This window comes from Pantoea alhagi (assembly GCF_002101395.1).
GTDB lineage: Bacteria > Pseudomonadota > Gammaproteobacteria > Enterobacterales > Enterobacteriaceae > Mixta > Mixta alhagi.
Genome location: NZ_CP019706.1, coordinates 2,639,794 through 2,656,882 on the forward strand (window position 1 = coordinate 2,639,794; position 17,089 = coordinate 2,656,882).

The following is a 17,089-nucleotide window of genomic DNA, read 5'->3' on the forward strand; positions in this document are numbered from 1 at the left end:
AACTAACATGGCGTTATTACAAATTAGCGAGCCGGGTCTGAGTGCTGCCCCGCACCAGCGTCGTCTGGCCGTGGGAATCGATCTGGGCACCACTAACTCTTTGGTCGCCACCGTGCGCAGCGGACAGGCAGAAACCCTGCCCGATGCGCAGGGTCGTCACCTTTTGCCTTCGGTGGTGTGGTATCAGGCGCAGCAAAATTGCGTAGGATGGGAAGCGCGCCAGCAGGCGGCAACCGATCCGGTGAATACCATTAGTTCGGTTAAGCGCTTGATGGGCCGTTCGCTGGCCGATATTCAACAGCGTTATCCTCATCTTCCCTATCAACTGCTGCCCAGCGAAAACGGTCTGCCGATGATCCAGACGGCGGCGGGCATGGTGAATCCGGTACGCGTTTCTGCTGATATTCTGCAGTCGCTGGCCGGGCGTGCGCGTGAAAGCCTGCAGGGCGAGCTGGACGGCGTGGTAATTACCGTTCCCGCCTATTTCGATGATGCACAGCGTCAGGGTACCAAAGATGCCGCCCGTCTGGCGGGGTTACAGGTGCTGCGTCTGCTGAACGAACCCACTGCGGCAGCGATCGCCTATGGCCTGGATTCAGGACAGGAAGGGGTGATTGCGGTTTACGATCTTGGCGGCGGCACGTTCGATATTTCCGTGCTGCGCCTGAGCCGCGGTGTGTTTGAGGTGCTGGCGACCGGCGGCGATTCAGCGCTGGGCGGCGATGATTTCGACCATCTGCTGGCCGACTGGCTGCGTGAGCAGGCCGGGTTGCACGATCGTGGCGATCACAGCGTACAGCGGCAGCTGCTGGATAAGGCCATCGCCGCCAAAATCGCTCTGAGCGAACATGAGAGCGTTGCCGTAACGCTGGGCGAGTGGCAGGGCACGGTTACGCGCGCTGATTTCGATAACCTGATCGCCGGGCTGGTGAAGCGGACGCTGCTCTCCTGCCGCCGGGCGCTGAAAGATGCTGATGTCACGCCGGAAGAGGTACTGGAAGTGGTGATGGTGGGCGGCTCGACGCGCGTCCCGCTGGTGCGTGAAAAGGTCGGCGAATTTTTTGGTCGTCAGCCGTTAACCACCATCGATCCGGATAAAGTGGTGGCCATCGGTGCGGCGATTCAGGCTGATATTCTGGCAGGTAACAAACCGGACAGCGATATGCTGCTGCTGGATGTGATCCCGCTCTCGCTGGGGCTGGAAACCATGGGCGGCCTGGTTGAGAAAATTATTCCGCGTAACACCACCATTCCGGTCGCACGCGCCCAGGAATTTACCACCTTTAAAGATGGTCAAACGGCGATGAGCATGCATGTGCTGCAGGGCGAGCGTGAGCTGGTTGCCGATTGTCGTTCGCTGGCGCGTTTCGCGCTGCGCAATATTCCGGCCATGCCCGCTGGTGGTGCGCATATTCGTGTGACCTTTCAGGTGGATGCGGATGGGCTGCTGAGCGTGACGGCGATGGAAAAATCCACCGGTGCAGAAGCCTCGATTCAGGTTAAGCCCTCGTATGGACTGACCGAAAACGAAATCGCCAGCATGATTACCGACTCTATGGCCTATGCGCAGCAGGATGTGGCGGCGCGTAAGCTGGCCGAGCAGAAGGTTGAAGGCCTGCGGGTGCTGGAAAGCCTGGCCGGCGCGCTGGCGGAAGATGCCGCGTTGCTGAGCGCAGATGAGTTACAGAAGATTCAACAGGCGCAGCAGCAGCTGCAGGAAACACTCCGCGCCGAAGAGGCCGATGCCATCAGCGCGGCGGTAAAACAACTTGATAAAGTAACCCAGGATTTTGCCGCCCGTCGTATGGACAACTCAGTCCGTCGCGCGCTGGCCGGTCATTCTGTGGATGAGGTTTGATCAATGCCGAAGATTGTCTTTTTACCCCATAAGGACCTGCTGCCGGAAGGCGGCGTATTTGACGCCGCACAGGGCGATACTATTCTTGACGTCGCGCTGCGCAACGGCATTGAGCTTGAGCATGCCTGTGAAAAATCCTGTGCCTGCACCACCTGCCACTGCATCGTGCGTGAAGGATTCGACTCACTGCCAGAAAGCAGCGAAGATGAAGATGATATGCTGGATAAAGCCTGGGGACTGGAGCCGGAAAGCCGTCTCAGCTGCCAGGCGCGCGTAACGGATGAAGACCTGGTAGTGGAACTTCCACGCTATACCATCAACCACGCACGCGAACATTAATCATTAAGCGGGTCGGCCTTAAAGCCGGCCCGTTTTCGTCTGAGGAGAAATTGTGGGACTGAAATGGACCGACAGCCGTGAAATCGGCGAAGCCTTGTACGATGCTTATCCTGATACCGACCCAAAAACGGTACGCTTTACCGATATGCATCAATGGATTTGTCAGCTGGAAGGGTTTGATGATAATCCTGATGCATCCAGTGAAAAAATTCTTGAAGCGATACTGCTGGTTTGGCTGGATGAGTTTGAGTAACTCTGGCTGCTTCCATTCTCGTTTCAGAAAAATATAAAGGGATACAAAAATGACCACTGAAAAGATGAATATCGCGCTGTCGACCACGGCTGCGGATGCTCGTTGGGGCGAAAAAGCGATCCTCAGCAGCAACGAAGAAGGAATGACGATCCACCTGAACGGTAGCGATGCGCTGGCAACCATTCAGCGCGCCGCGCGTAAAATTGACGGTCAGGGCATTCGCCATGTGGCGTTGAGCGGTGACGGCTGGGATTTGGAAAAAAGCTGGGCGTTTTGGCAAGGCTATCGCGGACCGAAAGGCGAACGCAGTGTTGACTGGGCACCGCTCAGCGACAGCGATCGCCAGGAGCTGGATCGCCGTCTGAATATCATCGACTGGGTGCGCAATGTGATTAACCAGCCGGCTGAAGAGCTGGGCCCGGAGCAACTGGCGCGCCGCGCGGTTGATCTGATCAGCAAATATGCCGGTGATGCGGTGAGTTACCGTATCACCAAGGGCGAAGATCTGCGCGAGCAAAACTATCTGGGTTTGCATACCGTGGGTCGCGGCTCGTCGCGCAGTCCGGTCCTGCTGGCGCTCGATTATAATCCGGGTGGTGACGAAAATACCCCGGTTTACGCCTGTCTGGTAGGCAAAGGCATTACCTTTGATACCGGCGGCTACAGCCTGAAGCAAAGCGCCTTTATGGACTCCATGAAGTCCGATATGGGCGGCGCAGCAACCCTTACCGGTGCGTTAGGGCTGGCGATTGCGCGCGGCCTGAAAAAACGCGTAAAACTCTATCTTTGCTGTGCAGACAATATGGTGAGCGGCAACGCTTTCCGCCTGGGTGATATTATTCGCTACCGCAACGGCAAAACCGTTGAGGTCATGAATACCGATGCGGAAGGGCGTCTGGTTCTGGCTGATGGCCTGATTGATGCCAGCCAGCAGCAGCCGGAGCTGCTTATTGATGCAGCTACGCTGACCGGCGCTGCAAAAACCGCGCTGGGCAACGATTATCACGCGCTGTTTACCTTTGACGATCGGCTGGCGCAGGAGCTGTTAAACAGCGCCGCCAGCGAAAACGAAGCGTTCTGGCGTCTGCCGCTGGCGGAGTTCCATCGGACTCATCTGTCATCCAACTTTGCCGATCTGAACAATATTGCCGGTGCGGCACATACCGCAGGCGCAAGTACGGCCGCTGCGTTCCTGTCGCATTTTGTCAGTAACTATCAGCAGGGCTGGCTGCATATTGATTGTTCCGCTACCTATCGCAAAGGCGCGGTTGAACAGTGGGCAGCCGGTGCGACCGGGCTTGGCGTGCGCACCATCGCTAATCTGCTGCTGAAATAAGCGCCTGGGGCCAGTCTGGTTCTGGCCCCGTTAAACAAGACAGAAAGAGCATGAATCACATGGAAACAAATGCTAACGCACGTCTGGAAAAGGTGCTGGAACTGGCGGCGACTGAGCCTGCGCATCGGCCAGAGTTTTTTACCCTGCTGATGGAAGCCAGCGTTTGGGTGCCGGGCAGCAGCACTGATGAAAAGCTGGATGCCAGTACGCCGGTAGAGCTACAGCACTGGGAAAAGGAAGATGGCACCAGCGTGATTCCTTTTTTTACCTCCGAAGCGGCGATGGCGGAAGCGACAGAGGGCGAGCAGTCTTATGTCATGTTGCCGGTACGCACGCTGTTTGAGATGACGCAGGGCGAAACGCTGTTTCTTAATCCCAAACTGCCAGCGGGGAAAGAGTTCTCTCCACGCGAGATCGCTCATCTGCTGGGGGAAGAAGGCGATGCGCTAAGCCAGCAAACGGTGCTGGAGGGCGGTACGTCGCTGCTGCTATCGGAAGTTGCCGAGCCGCCTGCGCAGATGATCGATTCTTTAACGCAGCTGTTAAGCAAATATAAGCAGGTGCGCCGGGCATTTGTTGCGCATATCAAAGAGCGGGCAGACGAGCGGCCTAATCTGCTGATCGCTATTGAGGCGGACGAGGATATCGATAAGATCATTCGTGCTGTGGGTGCGGTTGCCACCGATACTTTACTGGATGATGAACCGGTGGATATCTGCCAAATCGTCGAAGGCGAGAAGGGCATCAGCCATTTCTTCACGGCGCACATTACGCCGTTTTATGAACGACGCTGGGGAAGTTTTCTGCGTGAGTTCAAAGGCGGCCAGCGTATTATCTAAGCTGGCTTCGCCACTGCGCAGAGCGTATGAATGATTAAAGGGTCGCCAGGCGACCCTTCTTTATTGTGGCGGTGCCTTACCCCAGGCCGCGGCGCTTAGTGCGACGTGGCAACAGGCAGATCGTCGCGGCTGCCCCATTCGCTCCATGAACCGTCATACAGTTTCACCTCTTTGATACCCAGCGCTGTTAGTGCCAGGATAGCGACCGCCGCTGTGACGCCAGAGCCGCAGCTGGCCACGATAGGCTGGGTTAAGTCTACGCCCTGATGCTGAAAAATGGCGCGTAGCTCCGCTTCCGGTTTCAGTTGACCGTTAATCACCAGCTCACCCCAGGGGACATTCCTGCTGCCGGGGATATGGCCGCGACGCAGGCCTGGACGCGGCTCGTCAACTTCGCCTGCGAAGCGATTGGCCGGGCGCGCATCAATCAGCTGCGCGGTGCCTTCATGGCTGATTAACAGTACGTCAGTGACGCTTTTCACCAACTGCGGATCGTAGTGTGCTTCAAACTCCGCTTCCGGCAGATTGACATCGCCGGTTTGCAGCGCATAGCCAGCCTGCTTCCAGCCTGCCAGGCCGCCCGCCAGCAGTGAAACCCGTTCAACGCCGAAGGCGCGCAGCATCCACCAGGCGCGTGGCGCTGAAAACAGATTGCCCTCATCATATACCACCAGATGTTTTGTACTGTCGATGCCCAGCTCACGCATCGCCACCGCAAATGTTTCTGGACGCGGCATCATATGCGGATAAGGGCTGTTACGATCGGAGAGCTGCTCAATATCAAAAAAAGGCGCATTGGGCAGGTGTCCCGCCGCGTATTCGGCATGCATATCCCGTAAGTGCTCCTGACCCGCAGGCGCCATACGCGCGTCGATAACCTGCAAATCTGCATCGTTCTGATGTTCAGCTAACCACTGAGCGGTTACAAAGAGAGCGGATGTCATAACAACCTCAATATCCAATGATGTGCTGTGAGTGTCGACGATCTCGCAGCCCAGCTCAAGGCCCAATCTTTGATGCTGCGTTCATGATTACAGATTCGGAAAAGCAGCCGCAAAAAGCGAAATATTTTTTCTCAGGGTTACATTTGTTTTGCGGCACTCGCCGCAATAACTTCTCTTCGTCACGATAAGCGCTTGCCAGAATGTGTAAACAGAGCAATAACGTGCTGCGCAGGAAATTATTCAGGTTTGTTAAATTTTCTCTTTGTTCAGGTGATAATGCCGCTCTGATTTTACAAGGCACTTTTGCCATGGAGTAACTATGTCCCGGTTAAGGTATAAAGCTGGCGCCGCCTGGCTGCTGTCGCTAATGCTGCTGAGCGGCTGTGATGATAACAATTCCGATGCGCCGTTGAAGGCCGCCGCCAGTCAACCGGCCACAGCCAGGAGCAGCGCAACTGAGCTCAGCGCTGAACAGCGGGCCGCACAGCTGGCGCGAGAGCAGGGCAAACCGCTGCAGGTTATCGATATTTCAGAAGTGCAGCTCGACGGCGCCGGCACGCTGGTGGTGACCTTTTCCGTTTCGTTGAATGAGCAGCAAAACTTTAATCAATATGCTCATATCACAGACAGCAAAAGCGGCGCACTGGAGGGCGGCTGGGAGCTTTCGCCTAACCGTAAAGAACTGCGTTTTCGTCATCTGGAACCGGCAAGAGAACTCAAGGTGCGCGTTGATAGCGGACTGAAAGCCGCTAACGGCGCCACGCTGGAAAAAGCGGTGGAACAGACGCTGACCACGCGTGATATACAGCCGATGGTAGGTTTCGCCAGCCGTGGATCGCTGCTGCCGACGCGCATCACAACGGGGCTGCCAGTGATGGCGCTTAACGTCAATCAGGTGGATGTTGATTTCTTCCGTATTAAAATGGCCTCCCTCCCGGCTTTTATTGCCGACTGGCAGTATGGCAACAGCCTGCAAACCTGGCAGTCTGAATCGCTGCTGCAAAAGGCGGATCTGGTTTATACCGGACGTTTTGATCTTAACCCGGCACGCAATACGCGCGAACAGCTCCAGCTGCCGCTGGGGGATATTAAGCCGCTGTCGCAGCCAGGCGTCTATCTGGCCGTTATGAAGCAGGCGGGGACTTACAGCTACACCAATGCCGCTACGCTCTTCACGCTCAGCGATATTGGCCTCTCGCTGCATCAGTTCCCACAGCGAGTGGATCTCTTCAGCCAGCGGCTGGAGGATGGCGAGTCGCTGGATGGCGTGGCCCTGAGCATGCTGGATGAAAAAGGACATACCCTAAGCCAGGCCACCACCGATGCTCAGGGGCATGCGACACTGCCCTGGCAGGCCAAAGCGAAGTTGATCCTCGCAACCAAAAACGATCAAACGTCGCTGATCGATCTTAGTCGTCCGGCGTTGGATCTGGCGGAGTTTGCCGTTGCCGGGCCTGAAGGCTATGACAAACAGCTGTTTATTTTCGGCCCACGCGATCTCTACCGCCCAGGCGAGACGCTGATCGCTAATGCGCTGATGCGCGACGCGGATGGCAAACCGCTGCCACCGCAGCCGGTAAAGTTAGATATTGTGAAGCCGGATGGTGACACGGCCCGCACCCTGACCTGGCAGCCGGAAAACGGCCTGTGGCAGCTGCGTTATCCGTTACCAAAAGATGCGCCGACCGGGCGCTGGATGCTACGGGTGGAAGCGGGCGATGGCCGTCCACGTCAGTGGCCGTTTAGCGTCGAAGATTTTATGCCGGAGCGCATGGCGCTCAGCCTGACAGCCAGCGATCGGCCTGTATCACCAACCAGCGATATCAACTTTCACGTCAGCGGACGTTATCTGTATGGTGCCCCTGCAGGCAATCGCCTGCAGGGGCAGCTGTTTTTGCGTCCCGATCGCGAAGCGGTGAAAAGCCTGCCTGGCTATCAGTTCGGCGATATTAACGAGCAGGGGCTGAAGCGCAATCTGGATGAAATCGATCTGACGCTGGATACGCAGGGCAAGGCGACGGTCGCCGCGCCTGCCTCCTGGCAAGAAATAGCTTCGCCAGCTCGTCTTATTCTGCAAGCCAGCCTGCTGGAAAGCGGTGGGCGTCCGGTTACACGTCGCGTTAGTCAGGCGATTTGGCCTGCCGAAGTGCTGCCGGGCATCCGCCCATTATTTGCCAGTAAAGAGGTTTATGATTACCGCAACGATACCACTCTCATGCAGCCGGTTGTCGATGAGAACAGCAGCGCAGAATTCAGCATTGTGCTGGCTAATGCGCGCGGCGAAAAAATAACCGATCAGCAGGTTGAAGTGCGGCTGATCCGCGAACGACGTGACTATTACTGGAGTTTTGCCGAAGGCGATGGCTGGCAGTCACGTTATGATCAAAAAGATCTGGTTGAAGAGACGCGCCAGATAACGCTTAGCGCTGAAGGTGAAGCCAGAGTCGCTTTCCCGGTAGAGTGGGGCTCATATCGAATCGAAGCGGTTGCGCCTGACAGCGAGCGCCGCAGTAGCATACGTTTTTGGGCAGGCTACAGCTGGCAGGATAATACCGATGGCACCGGTGCGGTGCGGCCCGATCAGGTGAAACTCAAGCTGGATAAAGCCAACTATCAGCCTGGCGACAGGGCGATGGTACAGATAGAAGCGCCTGCCGCAGGTAAAGGCTATCTGCTGGTAGAGTCAAGTAGCGGTCCGCTCTGGTGGCAAACAGTTGATGTACCTGCCGGGGGCACCCAGGTGGCGGTCCCTGTCGATAAGGCGTGGCGTCGTCACGACCTTTACTTCAGCGCGCTGGTTATTCGTCCCGGAGATAAAGCGCAGGGCGTTACGCCGAAGCGCGCCATAGGGATTTTACATTTACCGATGCAGGATGAGGCGCGCCGACTGAATCTGACGCTAACGGCGCCGCAAAAAATACGACCGAACCAAAACCTCACGATAAAGGTAAAGGCATCGAGCGCAGGCGGTGATATGCCGAAGCAGGTGCAGGTGCTGTTGTCGGCTGTTGATAGCGGTGTATTGAGCATTACTGACTATAAAACGCCCGATCCTTATGCCGCCTTCTTTGGACGTAAACGCTATAACGCCGATCAGTATGATGTCTATGGACAGCTAATCGAAGGGCAGGGGCGGCTGGCTGCGTTGCGCTTCGGTGGAGATGGCGATGAAGGCGATCCTTTAAAGCGCGGCGGGCAACAGCCGGTTAATCATGTCAATATTCTGGCTACGCAGCTTCAGCCGGTTACGCTGGATGCCAACGGCGAGGGCACCATTACGCTACCGATACCGGAGTTTAACGGGGAGATGCGGCTGATGGCGCAGGCATGGAGCGAGGATCGCTTCGGCCAGAGTGAAAGCACCGTGGTGGTTGCCGCGCCGTTAATTACCCAAATGGCAACGCCGCGCTTTCTGGCAGGCGGAGACAGCAGCCGTCTGGCGCTGGATATCACTAACCTCACAGAAAGGCCGCAAACATTGACGGTTAACCTGCAGGCCAGTGGTCTGGTAACGCTGATGGATCCGTCGCCGCGCCAGATAAGCCTGCGTCCGGGAGAGCGCACCACGCTATTCGTGCCGGTCAGTGCCGCAATGGGTTATGGCGAAGGCAGCATCGAGGCTCTTATTACAGGCGTGGAGATTCCGGGCGAAAACCTGGCGCCGGGTAAAGGCCGCTGGATCCTTGGCGTACGGCCCGCCTGGCCCGCAGAGACGCGCAGTTTTAACGCTGTTATGCGCCCCGGGACGCCGTGGCAGTTATCTGCTGAAAACTTCAGCGGACTGGAGCCCGCGACAGTACAGAGCCAGTTGGCGCTGAGTGGCCGTCCGCCACTCAACATTGCACGCTATATCAGCGAGCTTTACGCCTGGCCTTACGGTTGCCTGGAGCAAACCATTAGCGGTTTGTGGCCCTCGCTATACACCAATCATAAAGAATTGACGGCCCTGGGCATTAAAAGCGGTAGCGATAGCGAGCGACACGCGGCGATTGAAACCGGGATTGATCGTATCGGCCAGATGCAGCGCTATAACGGCGGCTTTGGTTTATGGGGTAAGGAGAGCGCCGAAGAGTTCTGGCTTACTGCCTATGCGATGGATTTCCTGACGCGGGCAGGCGAGCAGGGCTATCATCCTGATAAGACGATACTGGCCAAAGGCAATGAACGTCTGCTGCGCTACCTGCAGGATGGCAATCAAGTAGAGGTGTATTACAGCAATGATCCTGCTGCAACGCGCTTTAACGTGCAGTCTTACGCTGCGCTGGTTCTGGCACGTCAGCAAAAGGCGCCGCTGGGGGCATTGCGTGCGCTGTATGAACAGCGAGCACAGGCAAAATCGGGCCTGGCGCTGGTGCAGCTGGGCGTAGCGCTGAAGCTGATGGGCGATACGCCGCGCGCCAACGCGCTGCTGAACCAGGGCATACATAGCGTGCGTCCCGCCCATTTTTACTGGCTGGAGGATTACGGCAGCCCGTTGCGTGACAGTGCGCAAATTGTCACCCTGCTGCGCGAGTATCAGCTACTGCCGGAAGCGCAGGACAATTTAATTATTGCTCTGGCGCAACAGCTTAACGGGAAGCAGTGGCTATCGACGCAGGAAAACAATGCGCTATTTCTTGCAGCACATACGCTGGAGCAAGATGAAAGCACGGTGTGGCAGGTAAGGCTCAATGAGCAGGAGGCGCTGATTAGCGGCAATAAAACTCGCATTCTGCTGCCTGGCGAGTCGCTGCTTAATGCTGGGATAACGGTAAACAGCCTGGGCGACGCCCCGGTATATGGCCGCCTGGACGTGGTCGGCTACCCGCAGACCCCGCCGCCAGCGTCCAGTCATAACCTTGCTGTGCGTCGTGAATATCTTGATCTCAATGGCAACCCCTTGTCTCTGACAGCAGTGAAAAGTGGCCAACTGATATTGGTGCATCTCACCGTCTCGGCTACCGATCGTGTGCCGGATGCGCTGGTTACCGATCTGCTTCCTGCGGGGCTGGAGCTGGAGAATCAGAACCTTGCCAGCGCCAGCGCCAGCCTGGGCGAAAGCGCGGCGAACGTGCAGGAGCTGATGAATGATATGCAGCAGGTCAGCATTAAGCACATGGAGTTTCGTGACGATCGCTTTGTTGCCGCTATTGATGTAGACAACTACCGGCCCGCTCAACTGCTCTATTTAGCGCGAGCGGTTACGCCTGGTAACTATCAGGTTCCGGCGCCGCAGGTGGAATCGATGTATGTGCCGCAGTGGCGCGCAACCGGTGAAACGCCGGCGCGACTGACGGTTCGCTAACTGAGCGCCCGGGTAAAACCGGGCGTTATTTTTATGAAATTTCTTTTACGCCCCGTAAAAATTGTGCTGTCAGGTCTGTTTATTCTGCTGGCCCTGCTGTGGCTGGCGGATCGTTTGTTTCCTTTACCGTTGCAGCAGGCCGCACCTGCCCGCCTGGTGGTAGCGGAAGATGGCACCCCGCTATGGCGCTTCGCTGATAAAAACGGCATCTGGCGTTATCCGGTCACGCCGGAAGAGGTCTCGCCCTGGTATCTGCAGGCGCTGCTGACTTATGAAGATCGCTGGTTCTGGCATCATCCGGGCATCAATCCATTAGCGCTTTTGCGGGCAGCCTGGCAGGATTTACGCGGTGGTGAGATCGTCTCTGGCGGCAGTACCCTTACCATGCAGGTTGCACGGTTGATCGATCCGCAGCCGCGAACGTTTGCTGGCAAACTGCATCAGGCCTGGCGTGCATTGCAGCTGGAATGGCATCTCTCCAAGCGCGAAATATTAACGCTCTATTTGAACCGCGCGCCCTTTGGTGGAACGCTGGAGGGCGTGGGAGCAGCCAGCTGGAGCTGGTTGGGTAAGTCGCCTGCAGCGCTCACGCGCGGCGAAGCGGCGCTGTTGGCGGTATTGCCACAGGCGCCAAGCCGTTTACGCCCCGACCGCTGGCCAGAACGGGCGCAGGCAGCACGCGATAAAGTGCTGTTACGCCTGGCAGACTATGGCGTTTGGCCACGGGTGGACGTTGAGGAAATAATGCAGGAGCCGGTTTGGCTTGCGCCGCGCCAGATGCCGCAGTTAGCGCCATTGTTGGCGCGCCGGGTGTTGGCGTTATCAAAGCAAAGCAAAATCACCACCACCATCAATACCTCGCTACAGCGGCAGATCGAAGCGTTAGCGCAGGGCTGGAAAGGATCGTTGCCGCCGCGTACCTCTATGGCGGTGCTGGTAGTGGATCATACTACGATGCAGGTTCGCGCCTGGATGGGTTCGGTCGATCTTAACGATGAGAGCCGCTTCGGCCATGTTGATATGATCGGCAGCGTGCGATCGCCGGGATCGGTGCTGAAGCCCTTTTTGTATGGGCTGGCGCTGGATGATGGCTTGATCGCCGCAGAGTCCTTGTTACAGGATGTGCCGCGCCGCTTTGGCGATTATCGACCCGGTAATTTTGATACCGGCTTTCATGGCCCGGTTAGCGCCAGCGAAGCGCTGGTTCGTTCACTAAACCTGCCTGCGGTGCAGCTTCTGGAGGCTTATGGTCCGAAACGTCTGACTGCGGCGCTGCGTAATGCGGGCTTAACCCTGCGTTTTCCCGCTGCGGCAGAACCTAATTTGTCGCTGATCCTTGGCGGCACAGGTGCGCGCATGGAAGAGATCGTGGCGGCATATGGCGCTTTTGCCCGACATGGCCAGGCGGCCCGTCTGCGTTTGCTGGCCGATGATCCCTTAATCGAACGGCCTTTGTTATCCCCTGGCGCGGCCTGGATTATACGGCGCATTCTGGCAGGCGAAGCCCAGCCTCAGCCTGACGCCGCGCTGCCTTTGATAGCGCCGTTAGCCTGGAAAACCGGCACCAGCTATGGCTATCGTGATGCCTGGGCTATCGGGATCAATGCGCGTTATCTGATCGGGGTATGGGTCGGACGGCCTGATGGCACGCCGGTAGCTGGTCAGTTTGGTGCAGCAAGCGCTATTCCGGTCCTTAATCAGGTGCATCATCTGTTGATGGCCTCGCCGCAGCTGCGTGGGGCTGTGCTGCCTGCCGATCCGCGTCCCGCCAGCGTGAGTGCGTTAACGTTATGTTGGCCGGGCGGACAACCGTTGCCTGCAGGCGACAGCAACTGCCGTCAGCGACGACAAAGCTGGGTATTAAACGGTACTACGCCACCAACCCTGCTTGCCGACGGTCAGGAAGGGCTTTTCGGCCTGCAGCAAACCGTTTGGCTCAATGCACAAGGAGAGCGGGTTGCAGCGGATTGCAGTGGCGCACAGGCCCGGCGGGTAGCGCTTTGGCCCATGCCGCTGGAGCCGTGGCTGCTGCCCGATGAGCGGCGCGCGCAGCGTCTGCCGTTGCCCTCGGCCAGCTGTGCGCCAGCCCTACAAAGTATCGCGCCGCCGCTACTATTAACCGGCATACGGGATGGGCAGATTCTGCATCGTTTACCGGGAAAATCTGAATTATCGCTGAGCGTAACGACGCAGGGAGGAGAAGGTATGGCGCGGTGGTGGTTTCTTAATGGTGAAGTACTGAGCGCTGCCGACGGCAGTTTGACGCAGCGGCTGGTATTGAATCGTACGGGGCATTATCAGCTCAGCGTGCTGGATGCTGCCGGCCAGGTCGCCGCCGTCTCTTTTACCGTGGAATAAATTACGGTAGGGTCAGAATGGGCATTAATGAAGCAGCAACGCGAAAAGGATCATACTTTTTCTATAAATTGCTGATTCTGAGATAGGCAAGCTGGCTCTGCGCCCCTATAATCGGCGCCGTTTTCACAGGCCGGTATCAATATATTCACAACCGGCTTAACCTGGAAGTTAAGACAGAGGTCAAAATGACAGTAGAACGTACCTTTTCCATCGTAAAACCGAACGCGGTGGCAAAAAACGTAATTGGTGCAATTTATAACCGTTTCGAAGCCGCTGGTTTCAAAATTGTTGCTGCAAAAATGCTGCACCTGACCAAGGAGCAGGCGGAAGGTTTTTATGCCGAGCATAAAGGCAAACCTTTCTTCGACGGTCTGGTTGAGTTCATGACCTCCGGTCCGATCGTTGTTTCCGTACTGGAAGGCGAAAACGCCGTTCAGCGTCACCGCGATCTGATGGGTGCAACCAACCCGGCTAACGCGCTGGCGGGTACGCTGCGTGCTGATTACGCTGACAGCTTCACTGAAAACGCCACGCACGGTTCTGACTCTCTGGAGTCTGCTGCACGTGAAATCGCGTTCTTTTTCGGTGAAAACGAGATTTGCCCGCGTACCCGTTAATCACGGATGCGCCTGACCGCACAATGACAGTTACAAATTAATTGTCAGGTTAACCGGTCATGCAATAGCTTCACGCTACAGTTATTTGTACAATAATGCGCCCTCATGAGTTCACTCAGCGAGGGCGCTTCTTTTTTATCCCTAACCAGGGCCATAACGTGTAACAACGAGGCCAGAGAAAATTATGTCCGAACACATTGTGACGCCATCGTCCGCATCTCCCGTTGTTGTTTCCCCCAAAAGCGAAAAAATCAATCTGCTCGATCTTAATCGTCAGCAGATGCGCGAGTTTTTCCTTTCCCTTGGCGAAAAACCTTTCCGTGCCGATCAGGTTATGAAATGGATGTATCACTACTGCTGTGATGATTTCGATGAAATGACCGACATCAATAAGGTGCTGCGCAATAAGCTTAAGCAGTTAACCGAAATCCGTGCGCCGGAAGTGGCTGAAGAAAAACGCTCTGCCGATGGCACGATTAAATGGGCGATTCGCGTTGGCGATCAGCTGGTGGAAACGGTCTATATCCCGGAAGACGACCGCGCTACGCTGTGCGTTTCTTCTCAGGTTGGCTGTGCGCTGGAGTGTAAATTCTGTTCAACCGCACAGCAGGGCTTTAACCGCAACCTGCGCGTTTCTGAAATCATTGGTCAGGTATGGCGCGCCGCGAAAATTATTGGTGCCGCTAAAGTCACTGGCCAGCGGCCAATTACTAACGTCGTGATGATGGGCATGGGCGAGCCGCTGCTTAACCTGAATAATGTCGTCCCGGCGATGGAAATTATGCTGGATGATTTCGGCTTTGGCCTCTCCAAACGTCGCGTCACGCTTTCCACCTCTGGCGTAGTGCCTGCTCTGGATAAGCTGGGCGATGTGATCGACGTCGCGCTGGCGATTTCGCTGCATGCGCCGAACGATACCATTCGTGACGAGATCGTGCCGATCAATAAAAAATATAACATTGAGACCTTCCTGGCTGCGGTGCGCCGTTACCTGGAAAAATCCAATGCTAATCAGGGTCGCGTTACGATTGAATATGTCATGCTGGATCATATTAACGACAGCACCGATAACGCCCATGAGCTGGCCGAGTTGTTGAAGGATACCCCATGTAAGATCAACCTGATCCCATGGAACCCCTTCCCGGGCGCGCCTTATGGCCGTAGCTCGAATAGCCGCGTCGATCGCTTTGCGAAAGTGCTGATGGGCTATGGTTTTACCACCATCGTTCGTAAAACCCGTGGCGACGATATTGATGCCGCCTGTGGTCAGCTGGCCGGTGATGTGATTGACCGCACCAAGCGTACGCTGCGCAAGAAAATGGCCGGTGAACAAATATCTGTGAAAGCGCTCTGAAACCGGGCAAGTAAAGCCTTTTTCAGGCGTTACAGGCTGCCTGCCTTGCTGAGTTTGGCGTAACATACCAGACTTCATGACACAGGGAGGCGGTATGCATAAAGGATTATCCTGCCTGATGGTATTAGCGACGCTGATGCTGACGGGCTGCAACGGACAAAAACAGCCCGGCACCAGCGGACAAGTTCGCCTGCAACTGGGGCTGATTTACCTCTCGCAGGGGGAATTGTCGGCGGCGCGGCGCAATTTACAGCGGGCGTTACAGGATGCGCCAAAAGATTATCGGGTACTGCTGGCGATGGCGCGTCTCTGTCAGCAGGAAAATGATAGTGCAATGGCGCAGCGTTATTTCCAAATGGCGCTGAAAAACGCACCGAAAAATGGCTATGTGCTTAACAATTACGGTGCGTTTCTTTGCGGTTTAGGGCAGTATGATGCGGCGCATCAACAATTTACTCTGGCTGCGGTGCAAGATTCTGCCGTAGCGAGGGCTGACAGCCAGGAACGCGCCGGTTATTGCTGGTTGCAGCAGAAGGAGTATGCATCTGCGCGACAGATGCTCCTCCAGGCGCTGCAGAACGATCGGCACAAGGCGGATGCGTTACTGACTGAAGCTAAAAAGCATCTTGAAAAACATGAGCTTGAGCAAGCGCGGCTTTTGTTAGAGGTATATCATCACAGCGTGCCTGCGACAGCAGAAAGCCTGTGGTTGGAGATTCGTTTCGCTGCGTTGGAACAGCGGACCGTAGATAAAGCACGTTACGGTCAGCAACTGGCGCAAAATTTTCCACAATCGATACAGTACCAGCATTTTCTAGCTAATGAATACTGAAGCCACTCAAGATACAACAGCAGCAGCAAATTCCACAGGCACCCGCCTGCGCGCAGCCCGTGAGCAAATGGGGCTGACACAGCAAAACGTAGCTGAGCGCTTGTGCCTGAAACTTTCCACCGTGCGAAACATTGAAGAGGATAAAGCCCCCGCTGATTTAGCCTCAACCTTTTTACGTGGTTACATTCGCTCTTATGCGCGTCTGGTTCACGTACCTGAAGAGGAACTGCTGCCGATGATGGCGAAGCAGGCTCCGGTGCGTGCGGCGAAGGTCGAGCCGATGCAGAGCTTCTCGCTGGGCAAGCGGCGTAAAAAACGTGACGGCTGGTTAATGATTTTTACCTGGCTGGTGGTTTTTGTCGTGGTGGGTCTGACCGGCGCCTGGTGGTGGCAGAACCATAAAGCCGCTCAGGACGATCTGGTCTCGCTTTCCGATCAGAGCAGTACCGCTGATGATAATAGCCAGTCGATTCCTTTAACCGACAGCGGCAGCATCGATAGTACGCCTCAGACGGCAACGCAGCCTGAAAACCAGGGTACCAGCGTGCCGTTAAATGACGCCAATAATACCAGCAGCGCTGCGGCTAACACCGCCGCGCCCGGTGCCAGCGCGCCAGCGCCGAATACCGCCGCGCCAGCTGCCGCAGCACCTACGGCAACCGCCAGCGCTGATGATGCGAATGCGGTCGTTTCCCCAAGTCAGGTGCCAGTTACCGAGCCCGCGCCTGTAACGAATAACGTTTCCCCTTTACCAACCAGCAGCGCCAGCGTTAGCCCGCCCGCCGCTGATGCGAATACGGTCGTGCTGGATTTTAATGCCGACTGCTGGCTGGAAGTGACCGATGCGGCAGGTAAAAAACTGTTCAGCGGAATGCAACGTAGTGGTGGTAAACTCAGCCTCTCCGGTACGGCGCCTTATCGTCTGAAAATTGGCGCACCGGCAGCGGTACAGGTTCACTATCAGGGCCAGCCCGTTGATTTAAGTCGTTTTATTCGTACCAACCAGGTTGCCCGCTTGACGCTTGGGGCGCAGTAAGCCCCGAGCGCTGCTTCGCGGCGATTATGGAGAAACAAC

The 17,089-nt window shown here is 56.3% G+C and carries 13 protein-coding genes; 11 read left to right on the plus strand and 2 right to left on the minus strand.

What is annotated here, in order from left to right; translation table 11 throughout:
* Window positions 1-7 precede the first annotated feature (7 nt).
* Genes hscA through sseB form a run of 5 tightly spaced genes read left to right on the plus strand, consistent with a single transcriptional unit; the run spans window position 8 to window position 4,625 of the window.
* Complete coding sequence (hscA, locus tag B1H58_RS12395) at window positions 8-1,858, plus strand: Fe-S protein assembly chaperone HscA (RefSeq protein WP_085070704.1); 1,851 nt, start codon at window positions 8-10, stop codon at window positions 1,856-1,858.
* 3 nt (window positions 1,859-1,861) lie between these two features.
* On the plus strand, window positions 1,862-2,197 hold the full coding sequence (gene fdx, locus B1H58_RS12400) for an ISC system 2Fe-2S type ferredoxin (protein WP_085070706.1): 336 nt from the start codon (window positions 1,862-1,864) through the stop codon (window positions 2,195-2,197).
* Between the two features lie 52 nt (window positions 2,198-2,249).
* Window positions 2,250-2,450 (plus strand): Fe-S cluster assembly protein IscX, encoded by a 201-nt coding sequence (gene iscX / locus B1H58_RS12405; RefSeq protein ID WP_085070708.1) that lies wholly within the window; start codon window positions 2,250-2,252, stop codon window positions 2,448-2,450.
* 49 nt (window positions 2,451-2,499) lie between these two features.
* The gene (gene pepB / locus B1H58_RS12410; protein WP_085070710.1) at window positions 2,500-3,786 is read left to right on the plus strand and encodes an aminopeptidase PepB; all 1,287 of its coding nucleotides are present in this window, start codon (window positions 2,500-2,502) and stop codon (window positions 3,784-3,786) included.
* Window positions 3,787-3,845: 59 nt separating this feature from the next.
* Complete coding sequence (gene sseB / locus B1H58_RS12415) at window positions 3,846-4,625, plus strand: enhanced serine sensitivity protein SseB (RefSeq protein ID WP_085072303.1); 780 nt, start codon at window positions 3,846-3,848, stop codon at window positions 4,623-4,625.
* A 95-nt stretch (window positions 4,626-4,720) separates the two neighbouring features.
* Here sseB and sseA read toward each other — a convergent pair whose 3' ends face one another.
* Both sseA and B1H58_RS20630 read right to left on the minus strand, forming a co-directional pair.
* Window positions 4,721-5,569 carry a 3-mercaptopyruvate sulfurtransferase gene (sseA, locus tag B1H58_RS12420; protein ID WP_085072304.1) on the minus strand — a complete coding sequence of 283 codons (849 nt, stop codon included), beginning with the start codon at window positions 5,567-5,569 and terminating at the stop codon, window positions 4,721-4,723.
* A gap of 55 nt (window positions 5,570-5,624) precedes the next feature.
* Entirely contained in the window at window positions 5,625-5,879 is a 255-nt protein-coding gene (locus B1H58_RS20630; protein ID WP_157130172.1) for a hypothetical protein, read from the minus strand.
* Between the two features lie 9 nt (window positions 5,880-5,888).
* Between B1H58_RS20630 and B1H58_RS12425 the strand changes: the two genes are divergently transcribed.
* From B1H58_RS12425 to rodZ, 6 genes are all read left to right on the plus strand, one after another.
* Window positions 5,889-10,853: an alpha-2-macroglobulin family protein gene (locus tag B1H58_RS12425; RefSeq protein WP_085070712.1), complete on the plus strand. Its 4,965-nt coding sequence runs from the start codon at window positions 5,889-5,891 to the stop codon at window positions 10,851-10,853.
* 33 nt (window positions 10,854-10,886) lie between these two features.
* Window positions 10,887-13,211: a peptidoglycan glycosyltransferase PbpC gene (gene pbpC / locus B1H58_RS12430; protein WP_085070714.1), complete on the plus strand. Its 2,325-nt coding sequence runs from the start codon at window positions 10,887-10,889 to the stop codon at window positions 13,209-13,211.
* A 185-nt stretch (window positions 13,212-13,396) separates the two neighbouring features.
* The gene (gene ndk / locus B1H58_RS12435) at window positions 13,397-13,828 is read left to right on the plus strand and encodes a nucleoside-diphosphate kinase (protein WP_038624703.1); all 432 of its coding nucleotides are present in this window, start codon (window positions 13,397-13,399) and stop codon (window positions 13,826-13,828) included.
* A 184-nt stretch (window positions 13,829-14,012) separates the two neighbouring features.
* Window positions 14,013-15,182 (plus strand): dual-specificity RNA methyltransferase RlmN, encoded by a 1,170-nt coding sequence (rlmN, locus tag B1H58_RS12440; protein ID WP_085070716.1) that lies wholly within the window; start codon window positions 14,013-14,015, stop codon window positions 15,180-15,182.
* A 94-nt stretch (window positions 15,183-15,276) separates the two neighbouring features.
* Window positions 15,277-16,014 carry a type IV pilus biogenesis/stability protein PilW gene (gene pilW, locus B1H58_RS12445; RefSeq protein ID WP_085070718.1) on the plus strand — a complete coding sequence of 246 codons (738 nt, stop codon included), beginning with the start codon at window positions 15,277-15,279 and terminating at the stop codon, window positions 16,012-16,014.
* The gene (gene rodZ / locus B1H58_RS12450) at window positions 16,004-17,050 is read left to right on the plus strand and encodes a cytoskeleton protein RodZ (protein ID WP_085070720.1); all 1,047 of its coding nucleotides are present in this window, start codon (window positions 16,004-16,006) and stop codon (window positions 17,048-17,050) included. Before pilW ends, rodZ begins: the two co-directional genes overlap by 11 nt.
* Window positions 17,051-17,089: the final 39 nt, after the last annotated feature.

Coding starts and splice junctions, on each gene's coding strand:
- hscA (WP_085070704.1), top strand. CDS start 8: ATGGCGTTATTACAAATTAGCGAGCCGGGTCTGAGTGCTGCCCCGCAC.
- fdx (WP_085070706.1), top strand. CDS start 1,862: ATGCCGAAGATTGTCTTTTTACCCCATAAGGACCTGCTGCCGGAAGGC.
- pepB (WP_085070710.1), top strand. CDS start 2,500: ATGACCACTGAAAAGATGAATATCGCGCTGTCGACCACGGCTGCGGAT.
- sseB (WP_085072303.1), top strand. CDS start 3,846: ATGGAAACAAATGCTAACGCACGTCTGGAAAAGGTGCTGGAACTGGCG.
- sseA (WP_085072304.1), bottom strand. CDS start 5,569: ATGACATCCGCTCTCTTTGTAACCGCTCAGTGGTTAGCTGAACATCAG.
- B1H58_RS20630 (WP_157130172.1), bottom strand. CDS start 5,879: ATGGCAAAAGTGCCTTGTAAAATCAGAGCGGCATTATCACCTGAACAA.
- B1H58_RS12425 (WP_085070712.1), top strand. CDS start 5,889: ATGTCCCGGTTAAGGTATAAAGCTGGCGCCGCCTGGCTGCTGTCGCTA.
- pbpC (WP_085070714.1), top strand. CDS start 10,887: ATGAAATTTCTTTTACGCCCCGTAAAAATTGTGCTGTCAGGTCTGTTT.
- ndk (WP_038624703.1), top strand. CDS start 13,397: ATGACAGTAGAACGTACCTTTTCCATCGTAAAACCGAACGCGGTGGCA.
- rlmN (WP_085070716.1), top strand. CDS start 14,013: ATGTCCGAACACATTGTGACGCCATCGTCCGCATCTCCCGTTGTTGTT.
- pilW (WP_085070718.1), top strand. CDS start 15,277: ATGCATAAAGGATTATCCTGCCTGATGGTATTAGCGACGCTGATGCTG.
- rodZ (WP_085070720.1), top strand. CDS start 16,004: ATGAATACTGAAGCCACTCAAGATACAACAGCAGCAGCAAATTCCACA.